The sequence below is a fragment of the Kribbella antiqua genome, from assembly GCF_004345665.1.
Lineage (GTDB): Bacteria > Actinomycetota > Actinomycetes > Propionibacteriales > Kribbellaceae > Kribbella > Kribbella antiqua.
Map to the genome: position 1 here is coordinate 43765 of NZ_SLWR01000009.1, position 24986 is coordinate 68750.

The 24986-nt window shown below is 67.7% G+C and carries 30 protein-coding genes; 21 read left to right on the top strand and 9 right to left on the bottom strand.

The window, feature by feature from the left end; translation table 11 throughout:
• Nucleotides 1-130: 130 nt before the first annotated feature.
• Entirely contained in the window at nucleotides 131-706 is a 576-nt protein-coding gene (locus EV646_RS24645; protein WP_132152499.1) for a YceI family protein, read from the top strand.
• Nucleotides 707-749: 43 nt separating this feature from the next.
• Here EV646_RS24645 and EV646_RS24650 read toward each other — a convergent pair whose 3' ends face one another.
• A complete protein-coding gene (locus tag EV646_RS24650) occupies nucleotides 750-1349 on the bottom strand; it encodes a TetR/AcrR family transcriptional regulator (RefSeq protein ID WP_132152501.1) in 600 nt (199 codons plus the stop codon).
• A gap of 74 nt (nucleotides 1350-1423) precedes the next feature.
• Between EV646_RS24650 and EV646_RS24655 the strand changes: the two genes are divergently transcribed.
• Genes EV646_RS24655 through EV646_RS24665 form a run of 3 tightly spaced genes read left to right on the top strand, consistent with a single transcriptional unit; the run spans nucleotide 1424 to nucleotide 4557 of the window.
• Nucleotides 1424-2569 carry an acyl-CoA dehydrogenase family protein gene (locus EV646_RS24655; protein WP_132152503.1) on the top strand — a complete coding sequence of 382 codons (1146 nt, stop codon included), beginning with the start codon at nucleotides 1424-1426 and terminating at the stop codon, nucleotides 2567-2569.
• A gap of 12 nt (nucleotides 2570-2581) precedes the next feature.
• On the top strand, nucleotides 2582-3802 hold the full coding sequence (locus EV646_RS24660) for an acetyl-CoA C-acetyltransferase (protein ID WP_132152505.1): 1221 nt from the start codon (nucleotides 2582-2584) through the stop codon (nucleotides 3800-3802).
• Nucleotides 3802-4557: an SDR family oxidoreductase gene (locus tag EV646_RS24665; RefSeq protein ID WP_132152507.1), complete on the top strand. Its 756-nt coding sequence runs from the start codon at nucleotides 3802-3804 to the stop codon at nucleotides 4555-4557. The genes EV646_RS24660 and EV646_RS24665 overlap by 1 nt, the downstream gene beginning before the upstream one ends.
• On the opposite strand, the gene EV646_RS24670 is transcribed toward EV646_RS24665, so the two are convergent.
• Nucleotides 4554-5126: a TIGR03086 family metal-binding protein gene (locus EV646_RS24670; RefSeq protein WP_241996300.1), complete on the bottom strand. Its 573-nt coding sequence runs from the start codon at nucleotides 5124-5126 to the stop codon at nucleotides 4554-4556. The two genes, EV646_RS24665 and EV646_RS24670, sit on opposite strands and share 4 nt — an antisense overlap.
• Nucleotides 5127-5180: 54 nt before the next feature.
• Here EV646_RS24670 and EV646_RS24675 point away from each other — a divergent pair, with 54 nt between their 5' ends.
• A complete protein-coding gene (locus EV646_RS24675; protein ID WP_132152509.1) occupies nucleotides 5181-6152 on the top strand; it encodes a helix-turn-helix transcriptional regulator in 972 nt (323 codons plus the stop codon).
• Here the strand turns inward: EV646_RS24675 and EV646_RS24680 are convergent.
• On the bottom strand, nucleotides 6143-6679 hold the full coding sequence (locus tag EV646_RS24680; RefSeq protein ID WP_241996301.1) for a hypothetical protein: 537 nt from the start codon (nucleotides 6677-6679) through the stop codon (nucleotides 6143-6145). The two genes, EV646_RS24675 and EV646_RS24680, sit on opposite strands and share 10 nt — an antisense overlap.
• Before the next feature lie 250 nt (nucleotides 6680-6929).
• On the opposite strand from EV646_RS24680, the gene EV646_RS24685 reads away from it, so the two are divergent.
• Nucleotides 6930-7832: a GNAT family N-acetyltransferase gene (locus tag EV646_RS24685; protein ID WP_132152513.1), complete on the top strand. Its 903-nt coding sequence runs from the start codon at nucleotides 6930-6932 to the stop codon at nucleotides 7830-7832.
• An 80-nt stretch (nucleotides 7833-7912) separates the two neighbouring features.
• Entirely contained in the window at nucleotides 7913-8797 is an 885-nt protein-coding gene (locus tag EV646_RS24690) for a GNAT family N-acetyltransferase (protein WP_132152515.1), read from the top strand.
• On the opposite strand, the gene EV646_RS24695 is transcribed toward EV646_RS24690, so the two are convergent.
• Both EV646_RS24695 and fabG read right to left on the bottom strand, forming a co-directional pair.
• Nucleotides 8794-9249, bottom strand: a complete 456-nt coding sequence (locus EV646_RS24695; RefSeq protein ID WP_132152517.1) for a MaoC family dehydratase — start codon at nucleotides 9247-9249, stop codon at nucleotides 8794-8796. The genes EV646_RS24690 and EV646_RS24695 overlap by 4 nt on opposite strands.
• An 11-nt stretch (nucleotides 9250-9260) precedes the next feature.
• The gene (fabG, locus tag EV646_RS24700) at nucleotides 9261-10016 is read right to left on the bottom strand and encodes a 3-oxoacyl-ACP reductase FabG (protein ID WP_132152519.1); all 756 of its coding nucleotides are present in this window, start codon (nucleotides 10014-10016) and stop codon (nucleotides 9261-9263) included.
• 92 nt (nucleotides 10017-10108) lie between these two features.
• Between fabG and EV646_RS24705 the strand changes: the two genes are divergently transcribed.
• From EV646_RS24705 to EV646_RS24720, 4 genes are read left to right on the top strand one after another with little or no spacing between them, the layout of a single operon-like run.
• Nucleotides 10109-10534, top strand: a complete 426-nt coding sequence (locus EV646_RS24705) for an acyl-CoA thioesterase (protein WP_241996302.1) — start codon at nucleotides 10109-10111, stop codon at nucleotides 10532-10534.
• Nucleotides 10531-10950, top strand: coding sequence for an acyl-CoA thioesterase (locus EV646_RS24710; protein WP_132152521.1), 420 nt, complete (start codon nucleotides 10531-10533; stop codon nucleotides 10948-10950). Before EV646_RS24705 ends, EV646_RS24710 begins: the two co-directional genes overlap by 4 nt.
• A gap of 15 nt (nucleotides 10951-10965) precedes the next feature.
• Entirely contained in the window at nucleotides 10966-11385 is a 420-nt protein-coding gene (locus EV646_RS24715) for a globin (RefSeq protein WP_132152523.1), read from the top strand.
• Nucleotides 11386-11410: 25 nt separating this feature from the next.
• A complete protein-coding gene (locus tag EV646_RS24720; RefSeq protein WP_132152525.1) occupies nucleotides 11411-11842 on the top strand; it encodes an OsmC family peroxiredoxin in 432 nt (143 codons plus the stop codon).
• Between the two features lie 97 nt (nucleotides 11843-11939).
• Here EV646_RS24720 and EV646_RS24725 read toward each other — a convergent pair whose 3' ends face one another.
• Nucleotides 11940-12683, bottom strand: a complete 744-nt coding sequence (locus EV646_RS24725) for a mechanosensitive ion channel family protein (protein ID WP_241996303.1) — start codon at nucleotides 12681-12683, stop codon at nucleotides 11940-11942.
• Between the two features lie 128 nt (nucleotides 12684-12811).
• Between EV646_RS24725 and EV646_RS24730 the strand changes: the two genes are divergently transcribed.
• The 6 genes from EV646_RS24730 (at nucleotide 12812) to EV646_RS24755 (ending at nucleotide 17901) form a co-directional block, all read left to right on the top strand.
• Nucleotides 12812-13810 (top strand): hypothetical protein, encoded by a 999-nt coding sequence (locus tag EV646_RS24730; RefSeq protein ID WP_132152529.1) that lies wholly within the window; start codon nucleotides 12812-12814, stop codon nucleotides 13808-13810.
• A gap of 55 nt (nucleotides 13811-13865) precedes the next feature.
• Nucleotides 13866-15983: a 4-alpha-glucanotransferase gene (malQ, locus tag EV646_RS24735; RefSeq protein WP_132152531.1), complete on the top strand. Its 2118-nt coding sequence runs from the start codon at nucleotides 13866-13868 to the stop codon at nucleotides 15981-15983.
• Between the two features lie 144 nt (nucleotides 15984-16127).
• On the top strand, nucleotides 16128-16622 hold the full coding sequence (locus EV646_RS24740) for a hypothetical protein (RefSeq protein WP_132152533.1): 495 nt from the start codon (nucleotides 16128-16130) through the stop codon (nucleotides 16620-16622).
• 34 nt (nucleotides 16623-16656) lie between these two features.
• A complete protein-coding gene (gene ctaJ, locus EV646_RS24745; RefSeq protein WP_132152535.1) occupies nucleotides 16657-16935 on the top strand; it encodes an aa3-type cytochrome oxidase subunit CtaJ in 279 nt (92 codons plus the stop codon).
• Complete coding sequence (locus EV646_RS24750; RefSeq protein ID WP_241996304.1) at nucleotides 16922-17320, top strand: DUF5130 family protein; 399 nt, start codon at nucleotides 16922-16924, stop codon at nucleotides 17318-17320. Before ctaJ ends, EV646_RS24750 begins: the two co-directional genes overlap by 14 nt.
• On the top strand, nucleotides 17317-17901 hold the full coding sequence (locus EV646_RS24755) for a GNAT family N-acetyltransferase (RefSeq protein WP_132152539.1): 585 nt from the start codon (nucleotides 17317-17319) through the stop codon (nucleotides 17899-17901). The genes EV646_RS24750 and EV646_RS24755 overlap by 4 nt, the downstream gene beginning before the upstream one ends.
• On the opposite strand, the gene EV646_RS24760 is transcribed toward EV646_RS24755, so the two are convergent.
• The 3 genes from EV646_RS24760 to pepN form a co-directional block, all read right to left on the bottom strand.
• On the bottom strand, nucleotides 17874-18464 hold the full coding sequence (locus EV646_RS24760) for a hypothetical protein (protein WP_132152541.1): 591 nt from the start codon (nucleotides 18462-18464) through the stop codon (nucleotides 17874-17876). The genes EV646_RS24755 and EV646_RS24760 overlap by 28 nt on opposite strands.
• Nucleotides 18465-18731: 267 nt before the next feature.
• Complete coding sequence (locus tag EV646_RS24765; RefSeq protein WP_132152543.1) at nucleotides 18732-19262, bottom strand: hypothetical protein; 531 nt, start codon at nucleotides 19260-19262, stop codon at nucleotides 18732-18734.
• 41 nt (nucleotides 19263-19303) lie between these two features.
• Entirely contained in the window at nucleotides 19304-21871 is a 2568-nt protein-coding gene (gene pepN, locus EV646_RS24770) for an aminopeptidase N (RefSeq protein ID WP_132152545.1), read from the bottom strand.
• 111 nt (nucleotides 21872-21982) lie between these two features.
• On the opposite strand from pepN, the gene EV646_RS24775 reads away from it, so the two are divergent.
• The 4 genes from EV646_RS24775 to EV646_RS24790 all read left to right on the top strand — a co-directional run bounded on the left by EV646_RS24775 (nucleotide 21983) and on the right by EV646_RS24790 (nucleotide 24956).
• Nucleotides 21983-22597 carry a mycothiol-dependent nitroreductase Rv2466c family protein gene (locus tag EV646_RS24775; RefSeq protein ID WP_132152547.1) on the top strand — a complete coding sequence of 205 codons (615 nt, stop codon included), beginning with the start codon at nucleotides 21983-21985 and terminating at the stop codon, nucleotides 22595-22597.
• A gap of 111 nt (nucleotides 22598-22708) precedes the next feature.
• Nucleotides 22709-23491: a D-alanyl-D-alanine carboxypeptidase family protein gene (locus EV646_RS24780; protein WP_241996305.1), complete on the top strand. Its 783-nt coding sequence runs from the start codon at nucleotides 22709-22711 to the stop codon at nucleotides 23489-23491.
• Nucleotides 23492-23501: 10 nt separating this feature from the next.
• Nucleotides 23502-23969, top strand: a complete 468-nt coding sequence (locus EV646_RS24785; protein ID WP_132152549.1) for a ribose-5-phosphate isomerase — start codon at nucleotides 23502-23504, stop codon at nucleotides 23967-23969.
• Nucleotides 23970-24128: 159 nt separating this feature from the next.
• A complete protein-coding gene (locus EV646_RS24790; RefSeq protein WP_132152551.1) occupies nucleotides 24129-24956 on the top strand; it encodes an Fpg/Nei family DNA glycosylase in 828 nt (275 codons plus the stop codon).
• The last annotated feature ends 30 nt before the right edge of the window (nucleotides 24957-24986 follow it).

Below are 24986 nucleotides of genomic sequence, written 5' to 3' on the forward strand. Positions count from 1 at the left end.
AACAGTGTACCGGGAATGTAGTTGACTTTTAAATCGTTCCTCTCTAGTGTCGTGACTAAGAGGTTGAGCATTGAACTTCCCACAGTCCCGACCGTAAGCCCCCAGTACGCCCCCGATAGAAGAGGAACCAATGAGCGAGACCGTTGCCGCCGGCACCACCCCGACCACGAGCATCCCCGGCCTGGTCGCCGGCACCTACGCCATCGACGCTGCGCACAGCGAGATCGGCTTCACCGTCCGTCACCTGATGACCAAGGTCCGCGGCACCTTCAAGGAGTACGCCGGCGAGATCGTCGTCAAGGACTCGCTGGAGGAGTCGACCGCCAACGTCACCGTCGAGCTGGCCTCCGTCGACACCCGCAGCGAGCAGCGCGACGGGCACCTGCGCTCCGGCGACTTCTTCGACGCCGAGAACAGCCCGAAGATGACGTTCGCCAGCACCGCGCTGGTCGTGAACGGCGACGACTACACCCTGGTCGGCGAGCTGACCATCAAGGACGTCGCGAAGCCGATCGAGCTCGCGGTCGACTTCCTGGGTGTGGACCAGAACGCCTACGGCCAGACCATCATCGGCTTCGAGGCGAAGGCCTCGATCAGCCGCAAGGACTGGGGCATCGACTTCAACGTGCCGCTCGAGGGTGGCAAGCTGCTGATCGGTGACAAGGTCGACATCCACCTCGACGTCCAGGCCGCACTCCAGGCCTGACGCACTCGTCAAAACCCCGCATCTGCCCAGGTGCGGGGTTTTGTCATGCCTGGACCATCCGGTGGGCGAGATCCGCGTAGAGCTTGCCGAGTCCCTCCGGATCACCGCGGTGCGGCGTGTACCAGCGGGCTACGTCGATCGCCAGCGACAGTACGGCGAGCGTCGTACCGGGCAAATCGTCGACGGCGAAGGAGCCGTCCTGCACGCCGTCGGCCAGGACCTGCTCGATCTGCGCGGAAATGGCGCGCCGGATGGCGGCCACCTCGGTGAGGTGCTCGGGGGAGAGTGCTGCCAGCTCGTACTGCACCACGCGGGCGATGGTGTGGTGCTCGGCGTGCCAGGCGGTGAACGCGGAGATCATGCCGCGGAGGCGGTCGGCCGGTGACGGTCCTCCGTCGGCCGAACGCAGTACCTCGAGAGCTGCGTTGTGCCCGTAGAGGCTGATCTCGAAGAGCAGCCGCTCCTTGGACGGGTAGTGCACGTACAGCGCGGCCGGACTCATCCCCGCGCGGGAGGCGATGTCGCGGGTGGTGGTGGCCTGGTAGCCGCGCTCGGCGAACGCGTCGACGGCGCCGGTCAGCAGCCGGCGGGCGGCGGCCGGCTGGACATGCTCCCAGACCAGGGGACTCGTGACTGCGGACACGTTGACACCCTGCCTCAAGAGCGCGAAGCTAAGCAAGCGCTTAGCCACCAGTCTCATTTTCCTCGGGAGGGCCCATGGAGCGCGTCATCTTCAACGAGGACCACCACGCATTCCGGGCCAGTGCCAAGGAGTACTGCGACCGCTCGCTGGTGCCGCGGATGGAGCAGTTTCTCGAGGAGAAGACGATCGACCGAGGAGCCTGGCTGGAGGCCGGCAAGCAAGGCTTCCTCGGCCTGGACGTGCCGGAGGAGTACGGCGGTTCGAGCGTCGGCGACTACCGGTTCAACGCCGTCTTCGCCGAGGAGGTGTCGAAGGTCTCCGCGTCGCTGTCGAGCTGCTTCGGCATCCACTTCGACTGCGCCGCGCCGTATCTGGTCGATCTGGGTACGGAGGAGCAGAAGCAGCGGTGGCTGCCGAAGTTCTGCTCCGGTGAGTACGTCGCCGCGATCGGGATGACCGAGCCCTCCGGTGGATCCGACCTGGCCGCGCTGAAGACGAGCGCGAAGAAGGTCGACAACGGCTGGGTGGTCAACGGGTCGAAGACCTTCATCACCAACGGCGACATGGCCGACCTGGTCATCGTCGCCGCCCGCACCGACCCGGCCAAGGGCGCCAAGGGCATCACCCTCTTCGTGGTCGAGGAGGGGATGGACGGCTTCGCCCGCGGTCGCAAGCTGGACAAGGTCGGCCAGACCGAGTCCGGTACGTCGGAACTGTTCTTCGAGGACGTGTTCGTGCCGGACGGCAATGTGCTCGGCGAAGTCGACCGCGGCTTCATCCACATGATGGAGCGGCTGGCCCAGGAGCGGGTCGGTGCCGCGGTGTCCAACATCGCGCAGGCCACCCAGATCCTGGACGAGACGATCGACTACGTGAAGCAGCGGAAGGCGTTCGGCCAGCCGGTCGGGTCCTTCCAGTACAACAAGTTCGTTATCGCCGAGCTGGTCACCAAGGCCGAGGTCACCCAGGCGTACGTCGACAACGCGATCGTCGCGCATGACGAGGACCGGCTGTCCGCGGTCGATGCGGCGAAGGTGAAGTGGTGGAGCGCCCAGGTGCAGAACGAGATCCTCGACGCCTGCGTGCAGCTGCACGGCGGCTACGGCTACATGAACGAGTACCGGGTGGCGCGCGCCTGGCGGGACGCCCGGGTGACCAAGATCTGGGCCGGAAGCAACGAAATCATGAAGGAACTCATCGGTCGCGACCTGGGCCTCTGAAAGGACCTCGCAATGCCTGAAGCAGTCATCGTGTCCACCGCTCGGTCCCCGATCGGGCGCGCGTACAAGGGGTCGCTGACCAGCATCCGGCCGGACGATCTCGCCGTACAGATGATCAAGGCGGCGGTCGGGAAGGCCGGGCTGACCGGGGATCAGATCGAGGACCTGGCCGTCGGGTGTGCGGAGCCGCACGACGAGCACGGCGGCAACATGGCTCGGCGGATCGCGGTGCAGCTGGGGTGGGACAACACGCCGGCGACCACGGTCAACCGGTTCTGCGCGTCGTCGACGCAGACCGCGCGGATGGCCTTCCACGCGATCAAGTCCGGTGAGGGCGACATCTTCGTCAGCGCCGGTGTCGAGTGCGTGTCGCGGTACAAGAACTTCGGTTCGGCCGGGGTCGGCGACCCGAGCTCGTTCAACGAGGTCTTCGCCGACGCGGTGCAGCGGACCGAGAAGTACGCCGAGACCAACGACACCTGGCACGATCCGCGCGAGGACGGGCTGATCCCGGACATCTACATCTCGATGGGCCAGACCGCGGAGAACGTGGCGACGCTCAAGGGCATCAGCCGGGCCGACCAGGACGCGTTCGGTGTCCGCTCGCAGAACCTGGCCGAGAAGGCGATCAACAACGGCTTCTTCGAGCGCGAGATCGTCCCGGTGACGCTGCCGGACGGGACCGTGGTGAGCAAGGACGACGGTCCGCGGGCGGGGACGACGCTGGAGAAGGTCAGCCAGCTGCAGCCGGTCTTCCGGCCGGATGGGACCGTGACGGCCGGCAACTGCTGTCCGCTGAACGACGGTGCCGCGGCGGTCGTGATCATGAGCGACACCAAGGCGCGCGAGCTCGGTCTGACTCCGCTGGCGCGGATCGTGTCGACCGGCGTGAGCGGGCTGTCGCCGGAGATCATGGGCCTCGGGCCGATCGAGGCGTCGAAGCAGGCGCTGGCCCGGGCCGGGATGAGCATCAGCGACATCGACCTGGTCGAGATCAACGAGGCGTTCGCGGTCCAGGTGATCGGTTCGGCGCGTGAGCTCGGCATCGACGAGGACAAGCTGAACGTGCACGGCGGCGCGATCGCGCTCGGCCACCCGTTCGGCTCGACCGGTGCGCGGATCATGACGACGCTGGTGAACGGGCTGCAGTTCGAGGACAAGCAGTTCGGCCTGGAGACCATGTGCGTCGGCGGCGGCCAGGGGATGGCGGTCGTCCTGGAGCGTCTCAGCTGATGTCGCTGAAGGACCGCACGGCGATCATCACCGGAGCGTCCCGGGGGATCGGGCTGGCGATCGCGCAGCGCGTGGTGGCCGACGGCGCTCGGGTCGTCATCACCGGCCGCACGCAGGAGACCCTCGACGAAGCGGTCGAGTCGCTCGGCGGCCGGGAGAACGCGCTCGCGGTCGCCGGTAAGGCGGCCGATCCGGAGCATCGTGCGACGGTGGTTGCCGCGGCGGTCGCGACGTACGGGTCGGTGGACCTGCTGGTGAACAACACCGGCATCAACCCGATCTACGGCAAGCTGCTGGACGTCGACCAGGCAGTCGCGGCCAAGATGGTCGACACCAATGTGCTGGCCACGATCGCCTGGGTGAAGGCCTGCCGGGACGCGTGGATGCGCGAACACGGCGGCGCGGTGGTCAACCTCTCGTCGGTGGCCGGTCTGGCGCCCTCACCGGGGATCGGCTGGTACGGCGCGACCAAGGCGATGCTGTCCCGGGTGACTGCCGAACTGGCGGTCGAACTGGCCCCGGAGATCCGCGTCAACGCAGTGGCTCCGGCGGTGGTCAAGACCAAGTTCGCCGGAGCCCTCTACGAAGGCCGTGAGGACAAGGTGGCCGCGTCGTACCCGTTGCAGCGGCTGGGCGTGCCGGAGGACGTTGCCTCGCTGGTGTGGTTCCTGCTGTCCGACGAGGCGTCGTGGATCACCGGCCAGACCATCACCATCGACGGCGGCCTCACCCTTAAAGGCGGAATCGTCGGCTAGGGCTGACGTCCTTGCCACGCGACGAGTTGGGCGTACGGCGGTGCGTCGTCGGCTACCGCTACGACAGGGCCGAAGGGGACGTGGCCGCCGCGAGGCTCGGCAGGGAGGAACTGGCGGACCAGCGGTAGGCAGTGCGTTGCCAGCGTGTCGTCCAGGTCGTCAGTGCGGTTGATTGCCTTCGCCAGATCCCAGGAGTGCGTGGTGAGCTCGCCGGTGTAGGCGGCGATTGCGGCCGCGCCGGACAGCGTTCCCCAGGGGAGCTTGCAGATCTGGGTGAGTACGGCGTCGTCCGCCAGCGTGGCGTCGACCGTCGTACGGCGTTCTTTCCACGCAGTCGGCACGTCGTCGACACCTGTGGTGACGGTCGGGAGGTCGAGGGGGTTGCCACCGGTCAGACCGAGGTTGATCCGGCCGGCCACGGTGATGAGGTGGCCGAGCAGGGTACGGACGTCGTACTCGGGGAGTGGGGTAGGGCGGTCCAGATCGGCCGGGTCGACGGTGTCGATCAGATGCTGGGTCTGGTCCAGGGCGCGGACGAGCATAGGGCGCGGGTCGGTCATGTTTGTCATGGAGACAGCCTCGCGGGACATATACGACATCTTCTGTCCCATATTGTTGGAACTGTGCGAGCCGACCGGTTGTTGCGGATCATTCTGTTGTTGCAGCGGCATCCGCGGTTGAGTGCGCGGCAGTTGGCCGAGCGGCTGGAGGTCTCGACGCGGACCGTGATGCGGGACATGGAGGCGTTGTCGGCGGCCGGCGTACCCGTTTACACCGAGCGGGGCCGCAATGGCGGGTGTGTGCTGCTTCCCGGGTATCGCGCGGACGTGAGTGGGTTGACGCCACCGGAGGCGCAGGCGTTGTTCGCCTGGTCGGGGCGGGCGGCGCTGTCGGAGGAGCTTGGGTTGCGGGACGCGCTGCAGTCCGCGATGGGCAAGCTGTCGTCGACGCTGCCGCTGGAGCTTCAGGATGATGCCGACGCGTTGTCGGGCGCGATCGTGGTGGATCGTCGTCGGTGGTTTGCCGAGGCCGAGGACACCGGGGCGTTGCCGGTACTGCGGCAGGCGGTGGTCACGCGTCGGCGGGTGCGGCTGCGGTATGCCTCAGCTAGTGCTGGGCTGCAGCGTCGTACGGTCGATCCTTGGGGACTGGTCGAGCAGGCCGGTCGCTGGTATCTCGTCGCTGCGCATCGCGGGGTTGCCCGGATGTACCGGGTGTCGCGTGTCGAGCAGGTCGACGTACTGGAGGAAGTTGCCGATCGGCCGGCTGACCTGGATGTGAAGGCGGAGTGGGAGCGGCTGCGGTCGGGACTCGAGCAGAACATGCCCGTTGGGGTCGATGTCGTCGTACGGGTGCGGCCGGAGCGGGTCGAGACGGTACGGCGGATCGCCACGCCGATGCTGATGCAAGGGGAGCAGGCCAGGGACGTGCCGTCGGACGACGAGTGGCCGCAGCTCGCGATGCATTTTCGGGTGCGTGAGGCGGCGTGCGGTGTGCTCCTCGGCTTTGGCGCCGACGTGGAAGTGCTTGAACCGGTGGAGATGCGCGGCCGGTTGCTCGAGCTCGCATCCGCGGCGGTTCGGGTTTATGGCTGAGGCCGGGTGGCGACGAAGCGCTGGCGGACGATGATGTTGCCGTCGGCATCTTCGTCCTCGTTGCGCCAGTGGAAGCCGGTTTCGGAGATGCCGGTGAAGATCCAGCGGGTCTTCGCGGCGAGTGGCTCGCGTGCGTCGAGGGTCAGGGAGTTCTCGCCCGCGTGGCCGATGAACGTCATGACGAACGCGTGCTTCGGGCCCATCCAGGTGGACCGGAAGGCGTCCAGTTCCGGATCGTGGATGCGGATGGTGAGACCCCATTCGCCGTCGCCGTCGGTCGCTCGTGCCGCGCGGCTCGGCGTGATCCAGATGTCGGCGACCGCGCGACCGTCGAGGGCCCACGCGAAGTGCCACTCGCCCTTGGTCTGCCGGGTGATCGCGCCGTCATCGTCGTACCAGGTGACGTCGAGATCCCAGCTGCCGATCAGTGGTGCGAACGGCTGGAACGCCTCCGCATACTCCGCCCGGGGCCCGTCGGACACCATGAGGTCCGCGAGCATCTTCGCTGCCGCCACACCATCTGTCACCTGCATAGTGGCTATTTACCCCTGACCACACCGGGGTCTGTCAAGACCCGCGGACTCCCCGCCGCCGGTGACCACGTCGTGTCCCAGCACGATGGCACTTCCGGCGGTCGGGGCGATCAGTCCGACAGCACCGGGCAACTCTAATGGCTGTCCGCTACACGGCCGAATCGCGCGGAGCGCACCCCTGTTGCGATCCGGTTGCTGTCTTTAATCCGTGGCGGCTGAACCGGCCCGTGGTTAGGGTCCGGGCATGACGACTGGGGTGCGGATCCGGCCTGCGGTAGGGGACGACGCGGAGGGTGTGGCCGCGGTACGGCGGGCCGTGTACTCGTACAAGATCATGTCGCCCGAGTCCACTCGGCACATGATCACCGTGCAGTCACCGGCGGAGCGGTTCCTCCCGCTGGTCGCGATCGCGAACGGCGAAGTGGTGGCGTGGGGATCCGCCGGGCTGAACATCTGGACCAGCGAACCGGGGCAGAGCAGCATCTCGATCTACGTCCACCCGGACTATCGCAACCAGGGGATCGGCAGCGCGCTGTCCGACCGCCTGCACCAGCACCTCACCGAAGTCGGCGCCATCAGGGTGCGGGCTTTCGCTCATCCCGACGGTCTCGAGTTCGCCCGCAATCGCGGGTACGACGGAACGCGGCAGATGCACTTCTCGGGTGTCGACCTGAGCGAGCTGCCGGAGCAGCCTGCCACCCCGGACGGCTTCGAGCTGGTGACGATGGATCAGCTGGACCCGCAGCAGGTCTACACCGCCGACGCGGTCGCGTCGCTGGACGAACCCAGCGACTCGCCGCTGGACTCGGTCGGCTACGACGAATGGCTTGATGAGGTCTGGAACGCTCCCGGCCTGGACAAGTCGCTCAGCGTCGCCGCGATGGCCGGCGACGAGGTGGCGAGCTTCACCTCGTTCGAGATCGACGGTGATCGTGCCTGGTCGGGCATGACCGGGACGATTCCGTCGTACCGCGGGAAAGGTCTGGCGAAGCTGGTCAAGTCGGCCGGGCTGCGTCGCTGTGCCGCCGCCGGGATCACCGCGGCGTACACCTCCAACGATGATGCGAACGGCCCGATGCTTGCCATCAACAACTGGCTCGGCTATCGCCGGGTGCAGACCGAGCTCGGTCTGCTGCGGTCCCTCTGAGACAGAGCTGTAATCGCTTTCGCATTCGGTATGCACCTGGCACGGGTTATGTTCCGGGGAAGTTTGCCGAAGGAGTTCGCATGGAGATCAGGCCTGCCGAACCGGGGGATATCGAAGGGGCTGTCGCGCTCCACGACGCCCACGCGCCGTACTTGGTCGTCACCGCCACCGCGTTGCGACATCGGCTCGAGGCTCCCGCCGTTCCAGGCCGTGGAACGTTCGCCGCGGTGGACGCAGGTGTTGTGGTCGGCTGGGCGACGTCCGCGCTGATCGCTGGGTCGGATCTGCTGGACGGGCAGTTGCGGGTGCTGGTCCATCCGGAGCACCGCGGCCGGGGGATCGGCGCGAAGTTGCTGGAGGCAACGCACGAGGAGCTGCGGTCGGCCGGCGCGACGAGCGCGCGGGTGTTCGCGGATCCGTCGTCGGTGGAGTGGGCGGCGCAGTGGGGGTACCAGCAGACCCGGCAGGTGCACTACGCCGGGATCGACCCGCGGAAGGCGCCGGACCTCCCGGGTGTGCCGAGTGGTGTGGAGCTGATGCCGCTGGACCAGCTCGAGCCGCGGAAGGTGTACGAGGCGGACGAGGTGGCGCAGCGGACCAAGCCCGGTGACGCCAAGATCACCTCACGCCCGTACGACGACTGGCTCCGGGGAGTGTGGACGTCGCCGGGGATGGTGCTGGACCTGAGCATGGCGGCGGTTTTCCAGGACCAGGTGATCGCGTTCACCCTCGGCAACGGCGATCGCCGCAAGATCTGGTCGCAGATGACGGCGACGATGCCTGACTACCGGGGACGCGGTCTGGCCAGGCTGGTCAAGTGCGCCGCCCTGCACCGGGCCGCCGACGCCGGCGTCCAGGCCGCCTACACCGCCAACTACGACGGCAACACCCCCATGATCGCCGTCAACGAATGGCTCGGCTACTACCGCATCGCCACCCACGCCGTCCTCATCTGCCCGTTCTAGGGGACCAGGAGTACGACGGTTTCCGCGACGCAGGCGGGTTTGGTGGAGTGCTCGAGTTCGATGACCCAGTTGAGGGAGACCTGGACGCCGGCGGGGGTGGCGGCGGTGTTGGCGATGGAGGCGGAGGCGCGGACTCGGGAGCCGACCGGGACGGGGGCGGGGAAGCGGACCTTGTTGACGCCGTAGTTGAGTTTGGCGGTGACGCCGTTCACCGAGAACAGTTCGTCGCCGAAGCGGGCGATCAGGCTCAGAGTGAGGTAGCCGTGCGCGATCGTCCCGCCGTACGGGCCCTTCTTCGCGCGGTCGACGTCGACGTGGATCCACTGGTGGTCGCCGGTGGCGTCGGCGAACGTGTTCACCTGCTCCTGGGTGATCTCCAGCCACTCGGTCTCACCCAGCTGGGTGCCGACCGCGTGCACGACCTCGTCGACGCCGGTGAACGACTCCGCCATCCTCAACTCCTTCAGTTTCGGGGTCCGCCGGCGACGTACAAGACCTGACCGGAGACAAAGCCGGCCTCTTCGCTGCAGAAGTACGACGCGGCGGCGGCGATGTCTTCCGGCTTACCGGTCCGGTTCACCGGGATGGTCGCGGCCGTCGCTTTCTTGAACTCCTCGAAGTCGACCCCGACCCGGGCCGCGGTGGCCGCGGTCATGTCGGTCTCGATGAAGCCCGGCGCGATCGCGTTCGCGGTGACGCCGAACTTGCCCAGCTCGATCGCCAGCGTCTTCGCTAGGCCCTGCAAGCCGGCCTTGGCGGACGCGTAGTTCGCCTGACCGCGGTTGCCCAGGGCCGACGTCGAGGAGAGGAACACGATCCGGCCGTAGCCAGCCTCGACCATGTGCGCCTGGACGGCGCGCGACATCAGGAAGCTGCCCTTCAGGTGCACCGACATGACGGTGTCCCAGTCGTCCTCGGACATCTTGAACAGCAGGTTGTCGCGCAGCACACCGGCGTTGTTCACCAGGATCGTCGGCTTACCGAGCTCGGCCACGACTCGCTCGACCGCGGCGGTGACCTGCTCGGACTGGCTGACGTCGCAGCCGACCGCGATCGCCGTACCGCCGGCCTCGGTGATCGCCTTCACCGTGCCACCGCAGGCACCCTCGTCCAGGTCGAGCACCGCGACCGCGTTGCCGTCCTTGGCGAGCCGCTGCGCGACGGCCGCACCGATTCCCCGGGCCGCGCCCGTCACAATCGCCACCCGCTGCTCGGTCATCGGGCCTGCTCCTTAAAGTCTGTGGTGATGCCGGGGATGACATTACCCACGCTCTGTCATGTCGGAAGTACTACGGATGGCATCATCGCCGTGTGGATCATCACAACCGGCATGTCTACTACTGTCCGCTGCGGTGGGGTGACATGGACGCGCTCGGTCATGTGAACAACGGCCGGTACGTCGACTACCTCCAGGATGCCCGGGTCGACTTCCTGTTCCGGATCGCCAAGGAGCTCGGCGCGGATCACCTGGAAACCGGTCTGCTGGTGGCCCGGCACGAGGTCCAGTACCGCGCGCCGCTGCATTTCCGGCTCGAACCGGTGCGGATCGAACTCTGGATCAGCGAGATCAGGGCCGCTTCGTTCACCGTCGACTACGAGATCCTCGACGCCGAGCCCGAGCGTCGTACCTATGTCGAGGCGCGCACCAGGCTGGTCCCGTTCGACTTCGCCGCCAACCGCCTGCGCCGGATCAGCCTGGTCGAGCGTGAGGTCCTGCAGAAGCTGGTGGGCGCATGAGCTTCACTCACCAGGTGCTGGTCCGGTGGTCGGACATCGACTCGTACGACCACGTGAACAACGTCCGGTACTTCGACTACCTGCAAGAAGCCCGCATCGCGTTCCTCAGCCAGATCATGGGTACGACGGGCGACTTCTTCGCCGACCACCCGTGTGTCCTGGTCAGCCAGAATGTGGACTACCTGCGGCCGATCCTGCTGAGACATCCGCCGTACGACGTCGACGTCTGGGTCGACTCGATAGGTACGTCGTCGTACACGCTCGGTTCGAGGATCGTCGACCGCAGTGGTGGGACCGAAGAGGTCTACGCCGAAGCGGTGTCGGTGCTTGTCGCTGTGGACGGCGAGACGCACGCCAAGCGTCCACTCGGTGAGACCGAACGGGACTCCCTGCTCAACCACGTTGTGACGGCTTGAGAGACTGGGACCGTTATGACCGATCAACTGAGCTTCTACGACGCCGTGGGCGGGGCCGAGACGTTCCACCGGCTGGTGGCGGCCTTCTACCGCGGTGTCGCCGCCGACCCGGAGCTGCGCCCGATGTACCCGGAGGAGGACCTTGGCCCGGCCGAGGTGCGCTTCCGGATGTTCCTGGAGCAGTACTGGGGCGGTCCGCGGACGTACTCCGACCAGCGCGGGCACCCCCGGCTGCGGCTGCGGCACGCCCCGTTCGCCGTCACCCCGAGCGCCCGGGACCGCTGGCTCGGCCACATGCGCGCCGCGCTGGACGAGATCGCGCTGCCACCGGATCGGGACGAGGAGATCTGGACCTACATGGTGATGGCCGCGCACAGCATGGTGAACACCGACGAACCGCAGTACCCGGGCGCGATCGACGTGTCCGGCACCTGAGCTCTTCGAAGGAGAGACAACGAGCATGGCCGCAACCCGTTCTGCCAAGGCCCACTGGGAAGGTTCGCTGCTGGAGGGGGCCGGTCAGGTCAGCCTCGAGTCGTCCGGCCTGGGCACCTACGACGTGACCTGGGCCGCCCGTACCGAGCCGGAGGCCAGCGGCCGGACCAGCCCGGAGGAGCTGGTCGCGGCGGCGCATTCGAGCTGCTTCAACATGGCGCTGTCGAACATCCTGGCCAAGGCCGGGAACGCGCCGGAGTCCCTGGACACCACCGCCGAGGTGACCTTCGTGCCGGGTGAGGGCATCACGGGCAGCAAGCTCTCGGTGAACGGCAAGGTCCCCGGCCTGACCGCGGACGAGTTCGCCCAGTTCGCCGAGGACGCGAAGAAGAACTGCCCGGTCTCCCAGGCCCTGACCGGCACCACCATCACCCTGGACGTCACCTTCACGGCCTGACAACCGCTTGAAAGCCGCCGGGCCCGCTTGGGTCCGGCGGCTTTCTGTTTGTTGTCGTTCTACCTGCTCCGCGAGGACGACGATCCCGCGAGCGTGCTCACGTTGCAGGTGGTCGATGGCTCGGCTGCCGAGCGGCTGTATCTGGGGCTCGGCTTCCGTTCGGTGTTCCGGTCGCCGAACTTTCGTCGTCCGGCTTAGCCTCTTCCTCGGCCTTCTCGGTGGCGCTGCCGACGCCGGAGGGCGCCGTACTGTCCGGGTCGCGGGTGGCGAGATTGCCGACGCGGAGGACCTCGCCGTTGCGGACGTACCAGGTGGTGCCGTCCTCGCCACGGAGGGTGGTGATCCGCAGGCCGACGTTCACGACCACGCCGGTGGCCTTCTCCATGTCGATCAGGTCGCCGACGCCGTACTGGTCCTCGAAGATCATGAAGATGCCGGCCAGGAAGTCCTTCACCAGCGTCTGGGCGCCGAAGCCGAGCGCGACGCCGATGATGCTCGCCGACGCCACCACCGGCAGGATGTTGAAGCCGAGCTCGGCCAGCACCATCACCACCAGGACGGCGGTCAGCACGATCGTCACGGAGCTGCACAGCAGCGAGGCGATCGTCTCGGCCCGTTGGGCCCGGCGCTCGTTGGCCAGGGTGTTCTCGACGAACTCCTGGCCGCGCTTCGACTTGGACAGGACCCCGGCCACGGCGCCGTTCCCGGTCCGGCGGGCGAACCGGCGAATCAGCTTGTGCAGCAGCCAGCGGAGGACGAAGAAGCCGATGATCAGCCCGGCGATCCGGGCCGGCACGACGATGACCTGGTCGGTCACCTCCAACTTGCCGTCGTTACCCATACGGAAGAAGGTAGGGAACCCCTCGGGCAGGGAAAACAGGGGGTGACTGATCGCGGACACAAGGTAGCTGGTCAGAATAGGCATCTCGCCGCCCGATCTTAGTAAGGCTGACAAGGGGAGACGATCGCATGCCCAGCCGGCTGGATGACGAGCTGTCCCGGCTCGTGAGCGCGGGCGTGCTGCGCCAGTACCAGGCCGATGCGCTGCGGGGCGCCGCCGACGCGGAGCTCAAGGCAGCGCTCGCCGATCCGGGCCGTCCGACGGTGAAGCCGCCGCCGGAGCCACCGGCCAAGCCGAAGACACCGCCGGCCGCGGCGCACACGAACGCGCTGATCGAAGTGCTCGGCTACATCGGCGGAGCGCTACTCCTCGGCGCCGTCGCCTTGCTCACCGTGGCGAACTGGGGCGAGATGGGCCGCGCCGCCCGCGTCAGCACCGGTACCAGCGCCGCCGTGATCCTGCTCGGCGCCGCCGCCGTACTCGCGCTGCTCCACCGCCGCGAGACGCTCAGTTCGGCGCTCGCGTCGCTCGGCTGCTGCGTGGCCGGATTCGCCACCTACGTCGCGATCGAAGGGGAGACCGGCCGGGTCGCCGGTGTCGCCGTCGCGCTCGCGCTGGCCGCCCTCGGGACGTGGTGGCTGGCCGGCTCTTCGTTGCTGGTGGCAACGTTCGGGATCTTGGCCGTGGGTGTGCTGGTGATCACGGCAGATGTCCTGACTCCGGACACCGGCTCGGCGACGAACAGTGCGGGCATCGCCGGCACCGGCTTCATCCTGGTCGCTTTCGTGATGGCGATGATCGGACTGGTCCGGGATCAGGTGACCGCGTGGTCGCTGGCAGGGGCCGCGATGTTCAGTTCGTCCATCTGCTGGCTGGTCCAGGACCGTGGCGAGGTGATGGCGCTGGCGGTGGGGACTGCTGGTCCGGCGGCTCTGCTGGTCGCGTACGGACGCCGGCACGCGTCGGCGTACGCCGTGGTCGGCTGCGCGATCCTGCTGGTGATCTGGCCGACAGCGCTCTACCAGCTCACTGACAACGTGGCAGGCGTTGCTATTGGCCTGGTCGTGGCCAGTGCGGCGCTGCTGTTCGCCGTACTCCTGCTGAGCCGTCGGCGCTCGAACCCGTAACAGTACGGCGCGCGGCGTTACGCGTTGGGGCGGTTGATGCGGCAGACTCGCTGGGGTGACTGCTCCTACTCCGGCCCTTGTCGAGCTAGCGATTGCCCATGGCGTGGCGACGGAGTACTGGAACTGGCAGGGCGAGCATGTGATCGTCGCCAGCGAAGTGGTGTCCGCAGTACTCGCGGCACTCGGTGTGGACGCGTCTACGCCCGAGCGGGCCGCCAATGCCCTGGCGGAGCACCAGCAGGCGCGCTGGCGTCGTACGTTGCCTCCTACTGTGGTGATGCGGGAGGGGTGGACGCCGTGGTTCGCCGTACACCTGCCGCATGGGTCGAGTGCCGAGGTGTGGGTCGATCTGGAGGATGGCAGTCACCGGCGGGACATCCTTCAGCAGGAGCACTGGGTCGAGCCGGAGTGGGTCGACGGTGTCCAGATCGGTGAGGCGACGTACCAGCTGCCCGGTGACCTGCCGATCGGGTACCACCGCCTGTGTGCGCGGATCGGCGGTAGCCCGGAGATCTCGGTCAGCACGCTCATCGTCACCCCACGCAAGCTGGAGCCGGAGAACCTACGCCGTACCTGGGGGTGGGTGCTGCAGCTGTACTCCGTCCGCTCCCGCCGCTCCTGGGGCATTGGCGACCTGCACGATCTCGCTGACCTGGCTGCGTGGTCTGCGAACGACCTGGGTGCCGGCTTCGTCCTGGTGAACCCGCTGCATGCAGCCGAGACGACCGGCCGGATGGAGCCCTCGCCGTACCTCCCTGCCTCGCGCCGCTTCGGCAACCCGATCTACCTCCGCATCGAGGACATCGACGAGTACGGCGATCTTGCGCCGGCTGAGCGGGATCGGGTCCGGGCCCTGAGCCTGCAGACCCGCGCGCTGAGTGAGGACCCGACCGCACTGGACCGCGACACCGTCTGGGCCGCCAAGCGAGAGGCGCTGCAGCTGCTGTTCGGCGTCCGACCGTCGATCGGCCGCATCGCGGAGTACGGCGCCTACTGCGACCGCGAGAGCCAGGGACTGATCGACTTCGCCACCTGGGCGGCGATCGCCGACGTACACGGGCCGGAGTGGAGCAAATGGCCCGAGGAGCTGCAGGACCCGACGTCGTCCGCAGTTGTTGCCTTCCGCAACGAGAACCCGGATGCGGTGGAGTTCCACTGCTGGCTGCAGTGGCAGCTGGACGAGCAGCTCGCCCGTACCCAGGCCCGGGCCAAAGCCGCCGGGATGTCGCTGGGCGTCGTACACGATCTGGCTGTCGGGGTGCATCCGGACGGTGCGGACGCGTGGGCGCTGCAGAACGTGCTGGCGCCGGGTATCCACGTCGGAGCCCCGCCGGACGCGTTCAACCAGCAGGGGCAGGACTGGTCGCAGCCGCCGTGGCGCCCGAACGCCCTGGCCGAGACAGGCTATGCGGCGTGGAGGGATCTGGTCCGTGCGGTGATGCGGCACGGCGGTGGGCTGCGGATCGACCACATCCTCGGCATGTTCCGGCTCTGGTGGGTGACGTCGCCGGAGCGGCCGACCGAGGGCACGTACGTGCGCTATGACCACGAGGCGCTCGTCGGCATCCTCGTGCTGGAGGCGACGCGCGCCGGTGTGACCGTGGTGGGGGAGGACCTCGGCACGGTCGAGCCGTGGGTGCGTGACTACCTCACTGAGCGCGGTGTGCTCGGTACGTCGGTGCTGTGGTTCGAGCGTGACCAGGACGGCAAGCCGCTGGCGCCGGAGCGCTGGCGCGAACTGTGCCTGGCCACGGTGACCACGCACGACCTGCCGCCGACCGCCGGTTACCTGGCTGGGGACCACGTCGAGCTGCGCCATCAGCTCGGGCTGCTGACCAGACCGGTCGCTGAGGAGCTCGAGGTAGACGAGGCCGAGCGGGACTCCTGGCTGAACGCACTCCGCGAGCGGCACCTGCTCAGCAACACCGACGGCGACGTAGAGCGCATCGTCGAGGCACTGCACCGGTACGTCGCTCATACCCCAGCGAAGCTGGTCGGGGTGGCGCTGACCGACGCTATCGGCGAGCGTCGTACTCAGAACCAGCCGGGGACCACGGACGAGTATCCGAACTGGCGGGTGCCGCTCGGTGGGCCGGACGGCGAACCGGTGCTGATCGAGGATCTGCCGAACAACCAGCGGCTCCGCCGGCTGATCGGCGCGCTGAACATCTAGCTCTCTGTCATCACTCGCTTACGAACCGTTGAGCCTTCTACGAGTGTGCGGATGTTCATTTCTGATTCGGTGAGAGGTTCCGTCAATTACTTTCCTGAGGGACACTCCATGAGATATCCGCCCCTATCTCGAGGAGTGTCCCCCATGCTTCGTCGAATCCTGGTCCCCTTGGTCGCCGTACTCGCTGGTCTGCTGCCAGGTGTGGTCGTGGTCGAGCAGGCGTCTGCGCTCACCAAGATGACGCACTCGCAGGCTGCCGCGATCTTCAGCGCCGCCGGGATCACCTGGTCGTCCAGCGGCAACTGCTCGGACTGGAACAACTCCACGTGTACGTCGTTCACCAACATCAACGACAGCACCGTGTACGGCGTACGCACGCTGAAGCAGGCGAGTGGATGCGCGGTGAACATCACCGGCGGCACCGAGGTCGGTCACGCCAGCGGCACGTACAGCCACCGCAACGGCTACAAGGTCGACATCTCCGTCTACACCTGCGTCAGCAACTACATCCGCAACACCTTCACCCGCATCGCCGACCGCGGCGACGGCGCCCAGCAGTGGCGCTCCGGCGCCGGCAACATCTACGCCAACGAAGGCAACCACTGGGACATCACCTACTACAACTGCGGAGGCTGCTGACGTAGGCGGGTTGGCGGGGGCTAGGCTCTGGTTCGTGATTGCTGAGCTTTCCGGCCACACCTTGCTGGTGTTTGTCGGCATCCCCGTGCTGGTCGTGGCGGTGGTGGCGTTGCTCGTCTTCTCGTCGTCGATCGCGAGTGGACCGCGTTACCGCCCGGGCCTGTCCTGGTGGGCCCCGCCGGTCTGGATCAACGGACCGACCGCCACCAAGCCGGACCCCGCCCACCTGCCTGAGCTGCCCGGTGCGCCGGGCACGACCGCGACCGCCGCCGGCGTCGCCCGTACGACCGGAGGCGCAAGTGCCAGCTGGTGACGCATTCACCCCCGACCAGCTCTACGACATCGAGAAGGCCGTCCGGCACGCGGAGGAGACTTCCGGCCTGCACTTCTCCGTGTACGTCGGTGGTGCAGACTCCGAGACCCGCCCGTTCGCCCTGGAGCTCCTCAACGAGCTGGACGACCCGGACCGGAGTGTCCTGGTGTACGTCGACCCGGCCGGGCGCCGGCTGGAGATCGTCACCGGCGCCATTGCCAAGCGGCAGCTCTCGGACAGCTCAGCCGGCCTGGCCGCGCTGACCATGCAGACCTCCTTCGCCACCGGCGACCTGACCGGCGGTCTGGTCACCGGCGTCCAGCAGCTGGGCGACCACGCTCACCTGCCGAAGCTGCTGCACGCCAACGAGCCACACAAGCAGTGACCCAGCCTCTCCAGCCGCACCGCATCGAGCTGGACGACGTCGTACTGCGTCCGTTCGTCATCGCGGACGAGGATGCGGTGGCGGAGGCGCTGCGGGACCCTGACATCCTCCGCTGGACCGCTGGTACGGCGGTCATCCGTACGCCGGCCGACAAGCGCGCCCTGCGGTGGCTGGAGCCGCGCATCGAAGGCTGGGCACGTGGCAACGCGGTCTTCGCCGTCGCGGACGCCAAGACCGACTGGGTGCTCGCCAGCGTGACGGTCCGCGACGTCAACCGCGTCCCGGACCAGGCAGTCGTGGCCTACTGGGTCAGCCCGGCTGCACGCGGCCGCCGCCTGGGCGCTCGCGCACTGGACGCTGCAGCCCGCTGGGCCTTCGCACGGGACGGCCTCGGCCTACACCGGCTGTCGCTCGACCACGCGCTCGTGAACGAGGGCTCCTGCCGCGTCGCCACCCGGGCAGGCTTCCAGCTCGAGGGCGTCATGCGGGACTACTACGTCGAGGCCACCGGTCGGCGGCACGACTCCCACCTGCACGCCCGCCTGGCGACCGATCAGCCGGGAGCGACGGCCGGTTCGTAGGTGGGGCAGGCCGGGCTGTTGTACGCGCGCTGAGTCTTCGGCGCGGAGCACAGGTCTTCCATCTGCGCCGACGTCGTACCGGGGCCGAGGTACACCACCCAGGTGTCGCTGACCGGCTCCATCGAGCTGTTGGCGATCCCGGGGTACTGCCCGTCGACCAACATCGCCTTCGCCGGTATACCCGCCGCGATCAGTTTGGCCGCGGTGTTCTTCGCGAGCTGATCCGCCTCAAGCCCGACATCGGTCGGGTACTTGTCGAGGACCGCGATCCACTGACCGCGCTTGAACGCCGGTGACTCCGGCCCGGTGTTCACCGGCGCGCTCGTCCGCGCCGCCTTGGCGCTCGGTACCGTCGCGCCGGCGGCCGGCGGCTTGCGGTCCGCCTTCGAGCTGTTCGCCGACGGCGACGGCTCCACCGAACCAGCGGCGGGTGCCGAGGCGGCGGAGTCATTCGGTACGGCGCCCATCCGCAGGCCGTCCTCGGTCGTCGACGGCGACCCCTTGGTCAGGATGAACGCGAACACCGCCACCATCGCGGCACTGGCCACGATCGCCGCACCCACCGCGGCATGCGACCGCTGAGCCTTCCGTCCCCGAGAGGACCGTCGCGGCTTTCGATGATCCACGCGTGTCACGGCAAGGGCTCCTCAGCAGATTCCCCTGTGGCGAATATTTCCGCGTCAGCTTAAACCGATCCAGCGCAAAAGTGAGACCCACTCAGTGGTGAGAATCTCCTTCCCTACAAGCAAATCGCGCCCCGCGTTCATCCCCTCACAATCCGCCGACGAGCAATCGTTTGACTACTACCGAAATGCCATCCCTCGGTCGCACTAAGTGCCGGAGGGGATTCCGCCGTGCTTGGGTTGGGGGCGGGTGTCGAGGGCGTCGTCCAGCCAGGCGTCGATGTCTACGTCGCCGGTGAGGATGTGGGTGACGTACGACGCCCGTTCATGGCTGAGCACTTCTTGTTCCCAGATGCAGGGCCCGGCGCCGATCGGGGCCGGGCGGAGGTCGTCGGCCTCGATCCCGCTGAAGATGCTCAAGCGGGATTGGAAGTCGCGAGCCCAGCTCTGCACGACGAGGTAGATGCCGTCGGTGCCCAGGTGCAGTACGACGACGGCCAGCCCGATGGCACCCATCGCGTCGTCGAACTCGAGCTGCCTGGTGGCCGTGCCGCGGGCGAGCTCGACCATGTTGTCGTCCCACTGGCGTCCGCGCGCAGTGACGACGTACGGCTTCACCAAACGGTGTGGGTAGCGCCAGGGCATCAGGGGCGTGACGGGGCGCGGGCGGTACGCCCCGGCGAGTCCGGTCAGGGCAACGGCGGCCGCACCAGCCAGGGCGGGGTCAGAAGCAGGCACCACACTGTTCTACCCCGCCCCGGGTCTCAAGCGCGGATTTGTCAGCTGTCTTTGGCCTGTGCGGTCAGAGCGCGCGTGAGGTCGGCGCGGGCTTCGGAGACGTAGCGGAGGGTGGGTGCGTCCACCGACGACGACTCGGTCTCCAGCCAGCTCGACAACGCGTCCAGGGTCGCCTGCTCCGGCAGGTTGCGCGGCGAGAGGTAGACGAGCACGTTCTCACCCATGGACGAGCCGAGGCGGGTGTAGACGTCCTTGGCCGCGCTCAGGTACTTCTCGACGTACGGCCGGAGCAGCTCCTCCTGGCCTGGCTGCTGGAAGCCGAGGATGGTGCGGAACTGCGTCTCGTTCGGGGTGTCGCCGGACTCGACCGCGATCCGCCACGCGTCTTCCTTGGCCTCGGCGGTCGGCCGGGCCGCACGCGCCTGAGCGGCGCGCTCCTGGCCCGTGATGGTGGTGTCGCGGGTCAGCTCGTCGTCGATCTCGTCGGCGCCGATCCGGCCCAGCCGGGCCAGGGCGACGATCAGCGTCCAGCGCAGATCGGTGTCGACCACCAGACCGTCCGGCAGGTCCCGGTCGTCCACCCATGCGGCGAGCCGGTCCGTGCCCTCGGAGGAGAACACCGCGGAGGAATACGCCCGGGCGAACGCGAGCTGGTGGTCGCTGCCAGGCTCGGCCGCGGCGAGCAGCTCCGCCAGCGCCTCCTCGAACTGCGCCCGCAGCGCCGGCCGGTTCGCCGGAGCCGAGTAGAGGTTGATCGCGCTCGTCGCCTGGCCCAGCAGCGCCCGGACGCCGGTCAGGTCCGTCTCGGCCTTGATCCCGCGCAGCACGATGCCGACGTACTGACTGGCCGGCATCTCGGCGTCCCGGGTCATGTCCCAGGCCGCGCCCCAGGCCAGAGCCCGCGGCAACGATTCGGTGAGCTGGTCGATCGACTCGACCAGCGTCGCGCGGGACCGCTCGTCCAGCCGGATCTTGGCGTAGGTGAGGTCGTCGTCGTTGAGCAGAACCAGGTCCGGCTGCGTCGCGCCGACGAGCTCGGGCAGGTCGGTGCGCGGTCCGTCGATGTCGACCTCGAACCGCTCGGTCCGGACCAGGCCTTCGTCAGTACGGCGGTACAGTCCGACGGCCAGCCGGTGCGGACGCAACGTGGGGAAGTCCTCGACCGCGGTCTGCTCGATCGCGAACGACGTAAAGGCTCCCGAGTCGTCGACGGCGAAGTCGGCGCGCAACGTGTTCACGCCGGCGGTCCGCAGCCAGCGCTCGGTCCAGTCGTCCAGGTCGCGCCCGGACGCCTTCTCCAGCGGCTTCAGCAGGTCGGTCAGCTCGGTGTTGCCGAAGGCGTGGTCGGAGAAGTACTCCTTGAGCGCCCGGATGAACGTGTCCTCACCGACGAACGCGACCAGCTGCCGCAGCGTCGACGCGCCCTTGGCGTAGGTGATGCCGTCGAAGTTCACCTCGACCGCGTGGAAGTCGACCATGTCGGCCGCGATCGGGTGCGTCGAGGGCAGCTGGTCCTGGCGGTAGGCCCAGTTCTTCCGCGCGTTGCAGAAGGTGGTCCAGGCGCCGGCGTACTTCGTCGTCGCGACGGCCTGCGCCCAGTGGCTGGCCCACTCCGCGAAGGACTCGTTCAGCCACAGGTCGTCCCACCAGGTCATCGTGACCAGGTCGCCGAACCACATGTGCGCGAGCTCGTGCAGCACGGTGTTGGCGCGGCTCTCCATCTCCGCGTGCGTCGTCCGGCTGCGGAACAGGTACTCGTCCCGCAACGTCACGCAACCGGCGTTCTCCATCGCGCCCATGTTGTACTCCGGCACGAACGCCTGGTCGTACTTGTGGAACGGGTACGGCGTACCGAACGCCTTCTCGAACAGTTCGAAGCCCTGCTTGGTCACCTCGAACAGGTCCTGGACGTCCAGTGCCTCCTGCAGCGACGGACGGCACAGCAGCGACAACGGGTAACTCCCGTGCGGACCCTCGTAGACATCGGTCACCACGTGGTACGGACCGGCCACAACAGCGGTGATGTACGTCGACATCCGCTCGGTCGGCGGGAACTCCCACCGGGCCAGCTCCTCACCTCCTCCACCGGAGTACGGCGTCGGCTCGGGGGTCGGAGCGTTCGAGATGACCACCCAGCGCGCCGGGGCGGACACGGTGAAAGTGAAAGGGGCCTTGAGGTCTGGCTGCTCGAAGGTGGTGAAGACGCGGCGGGCGTCGGGCACCTCGAACTGCGTGTAGAGGTAGGTCTCCTTGTCCGCCGGGTCGACCGAGCGGTGCAGCCCTTCACCGGTGCGCGAGTACGTGCAGTCCGCGACGACCTTCAGTTCGTTGCGCTCGGCGAGATCGTCGAGCTGGATCCGCGCGCCGTCGTACACCGTCTCCGGGTCGAGCGTGCGGCCGTTCAGCGTCACCTCGCGGACCTTCTCGGCGATCAGGTCGGCGAACGTGCTCTCGCCAGCCGTGGCGGTGAAGCTGATGGTGGTCGCCGACGCGAAGGTCGGAGCGCCGCTCGGGGCGTTGGTCAGGTCCAGCTCGATCGCGTAGCTGACGTCGCTGACCACGCCCGCACGGGTACGCGCCTCGTCGCGCGTCAGGTTGGTTCCAGGCATGTCGGCATCCTATGCACCTGGTTGTCGCCTTGGCTGAGGGTTTCCCCCCGACATTGGGTATTGGATACCAAGCCGGTATCTGAGGTTCTTCAATTTTGTATGATGGTGAATATGACTGCCTCCGCTGATTTCTGGTTCGACCCGGCCTGCCCCTGGGCCTGGATGACGTCTCGCTGGATGCTCGAGGTCGAGCAGGTCCGCGATGTGAAGACGACCTGGCACGTGATGAGCCTCGCCGTCCTGAACGACGGGCGGGACGACCTGCCCGAGGAGTACAAGGCCAATCTGGTCAATCTCTGGGGCCCGGTCCGGGTGCTGATCGCCGCAGAGCAGGCGCACGGCAACGAGGTGCTGCTGCCGCTGTACACCGCGCTCGGCAACCGCATCCACGTCGACGGCCGCGGCGTCGGCGACGGCAAGGGCGACGTGGTGAAGGAGGCCCTCGCCGAGGTCGGCCTGCCCCCGTCCCTGATCGAGGCTGCCGGCACCGACCGCTACGACGACGCGCTGAAGAAGTCCCACTTCGAGGGGATGGACCAGGTGGGTATGGAGGTCGGTACGCCGGTCATCGCGGTCGAGGGCTCGGCCTTCTTCGGCCCGGTGGTGACGCCCGCGCCCAAGGGTGAGGCGGCCGGCAAGCTCTGGGACGGCGTCCGCCTGGTCGCCGGCACCGAAGGCTTCTTCGAGCTCAAGCGCACTCGGGATCGCGGCCCGATCTTCGACTGAGATTTCGGTCTGTGGTTCAAGGCTTGAACTGAGCGGCGCGTGCTGGTGAAGGTTACTCACCAACGATTTGATCAAACTCCCTCGCTCCCGCTCGGGGTGGGGGTATACGTGGTGAGTAGGTACCAAATGACGCTGCGTGATCTGAAGGCCGGCATCGCCGTGTTCGACAGACAGACCGGGGAGTTTGTCGAGCAACACAACGCGGACCACCGGTTCCGGTCCGCGTCGGTGGTGAAGCTGCTCATCGTCCTCGACTACCTCTGGGACCGCGGTCCGGCGTACGACGTACCGGCCGCGGACCGGGAGCGGCTCGAAGTGATGCTGCGCAGTAGCGACGACGACGCGGCGAGCTATTACTGGGACCACCTCGGTGGTACGGCGATCATCGACCGAATGGTGAAGCGGCTCGGCCTGACCCAGACGGCCGGGCCGCCGCCCACTCACGCCGGCCACTGGGGGTACGTCGCCATCACGGCAGCCGATACCGTCCGCATCTACCAGTACCTGCTGGACGAGGCGCCGCTACAGGTCCGGGACTACGTGATGGGCCTGCTGCACCAGCCGACCAGGCACGGCACGGACGGGTTCGACCAGTACTTCGGGATCGCGTCGGTGTTCGCCCCGGACTTCAGCATCAAGCAGGGCTGGTCCGGCTTCCTCGGCTCGAGCGGCTACGGCTCGGACACAGCCAAGCCCGTCGACTCCCCGGTTGACCTCCACAGCGACGCGCTGCACACCACCGGAACAGTCGGGCCGGACGACCGGACCATCGTCGCGGTCTTCACGCTGCATCCGGCCGGTACGCCGTACGAGACGGCGTACTCCGAAGTGACGCGGCTGACGGCAGCCCTGACGGTGCCAGGCGGCGTACGCACGTTGCGCGGAGGACAGTAGATTGCAGGCCATGCGAGTGCATATCGGCTCCGACCATGCCGGCTTTGAACTGAAGAACCATGTCGTCCAGCACCTGAAGGCTGCCGGACATGACGTCGTCGACCACGGTCCGGCCGTGTACGACGCCGTCGACGACTACCCGCCGTACTGCCTGCGGGCCGGTGAGGCGGTGGTGCAGGAGCCGGGCAGCCTCGGCATCGTGATCGGCGGCTCGGGCAACGGCGAGCAGATCGCCGCGAACAAGGTGAAGGGCGTACGGGCGATTCTGGCCTGGAGCACCGACACCGCGCGGCTGGGGCGTGAGCACAACAACGCCAACGTGATCAGCGTCGGTGCGCGGATGCATTCCGAGGACGAGGCGACCTCGTTCGTCGACACCTTCCTGGCCACTGACTACTCCGGCGAGGCCCGGCACACCCGGCGGATCGACATGCTGACTGCCTACGAGTCGACCGGCGAACTTCCGCCCTTGCCCTGATCCTTCTCACTCGTCCGGTCGGCCGGCGGCTCCACCGGACGGCGGTTCACCGGCTGACGGGGCCGTGACACGTCCCGCGCCCGCATCGAGCGGCCGGTACCAACCACCGCGGGAGTCGGCGGACCGCTCCTACCACCTGTTGTCCCCATATGAGGAATCATGCCTGAAGGTCATACTCTGCACCGGTTGGCGAACGACGTCTGGGATGCGTTCGGCGGCCGGCCGGTCGGGGCGTCCAGTCCGCAGGGCCGGTTCGTCGACGGCGCCGCGCTGCTGAACGGGCACGTGCTGCGGCAGACCGAGGCCCACGGCAAGCACTTCCTCGCCGACTTCGAGGGCGCCGGCTGGCTGCACATCCACCTCGGCCTGATCGGCAAGGTCGACTTCGGCCCGGCGCCTGTGCCCGAGCCGGTCGGGCAGGTCCGCCTCCGGTTGCAGAACGCGACGTCGTACGCCGATCTCCGGGGAGCGACGGTGTGTGAGGTGCTGACGGACGGGGAGCGCGAGGCGCTGATCGCGCGGCTCGGACCGGACCCGTTGCGCGACGACGCGGATCCGGAGCTCGCATGGAAGCGGATCCATCGCAGCAAGCTGCCGATCGGCCAGCTGCTGATGGACCAAGAGGTGTTGAGTGGGGTCGGCAACGTCTATCGCGCCGAGGTCCTGTTCCGGGCGAAGCTGCATCCGATGACGCGCGGCCATCTGGTGAAGAAACGCGAGTGGCAGGGGATGTGGGACGACCTGCTGGAGCTGATGAAGTACGGCGTCGAGACCGGCCGGATCGATACCGTTGCCGACGACCACACGCCCGAGGCGATGGGACGCGACCCACGGCAGGACGACCATGGCGGCGAGGTGTACGTGTACCGGCGGCAAGGTCAGCGCTGCCACGTCTGCCATTCGGTCATCCGGACCGAGATCCTGGCCGGGCGCAACTTGTTCTGGTGCCCGAAGTGCCAACGGACCGGTCTCACTCGCAAGGGCTGAACCTTCACAGTTTTGTGACGATCTGATGCG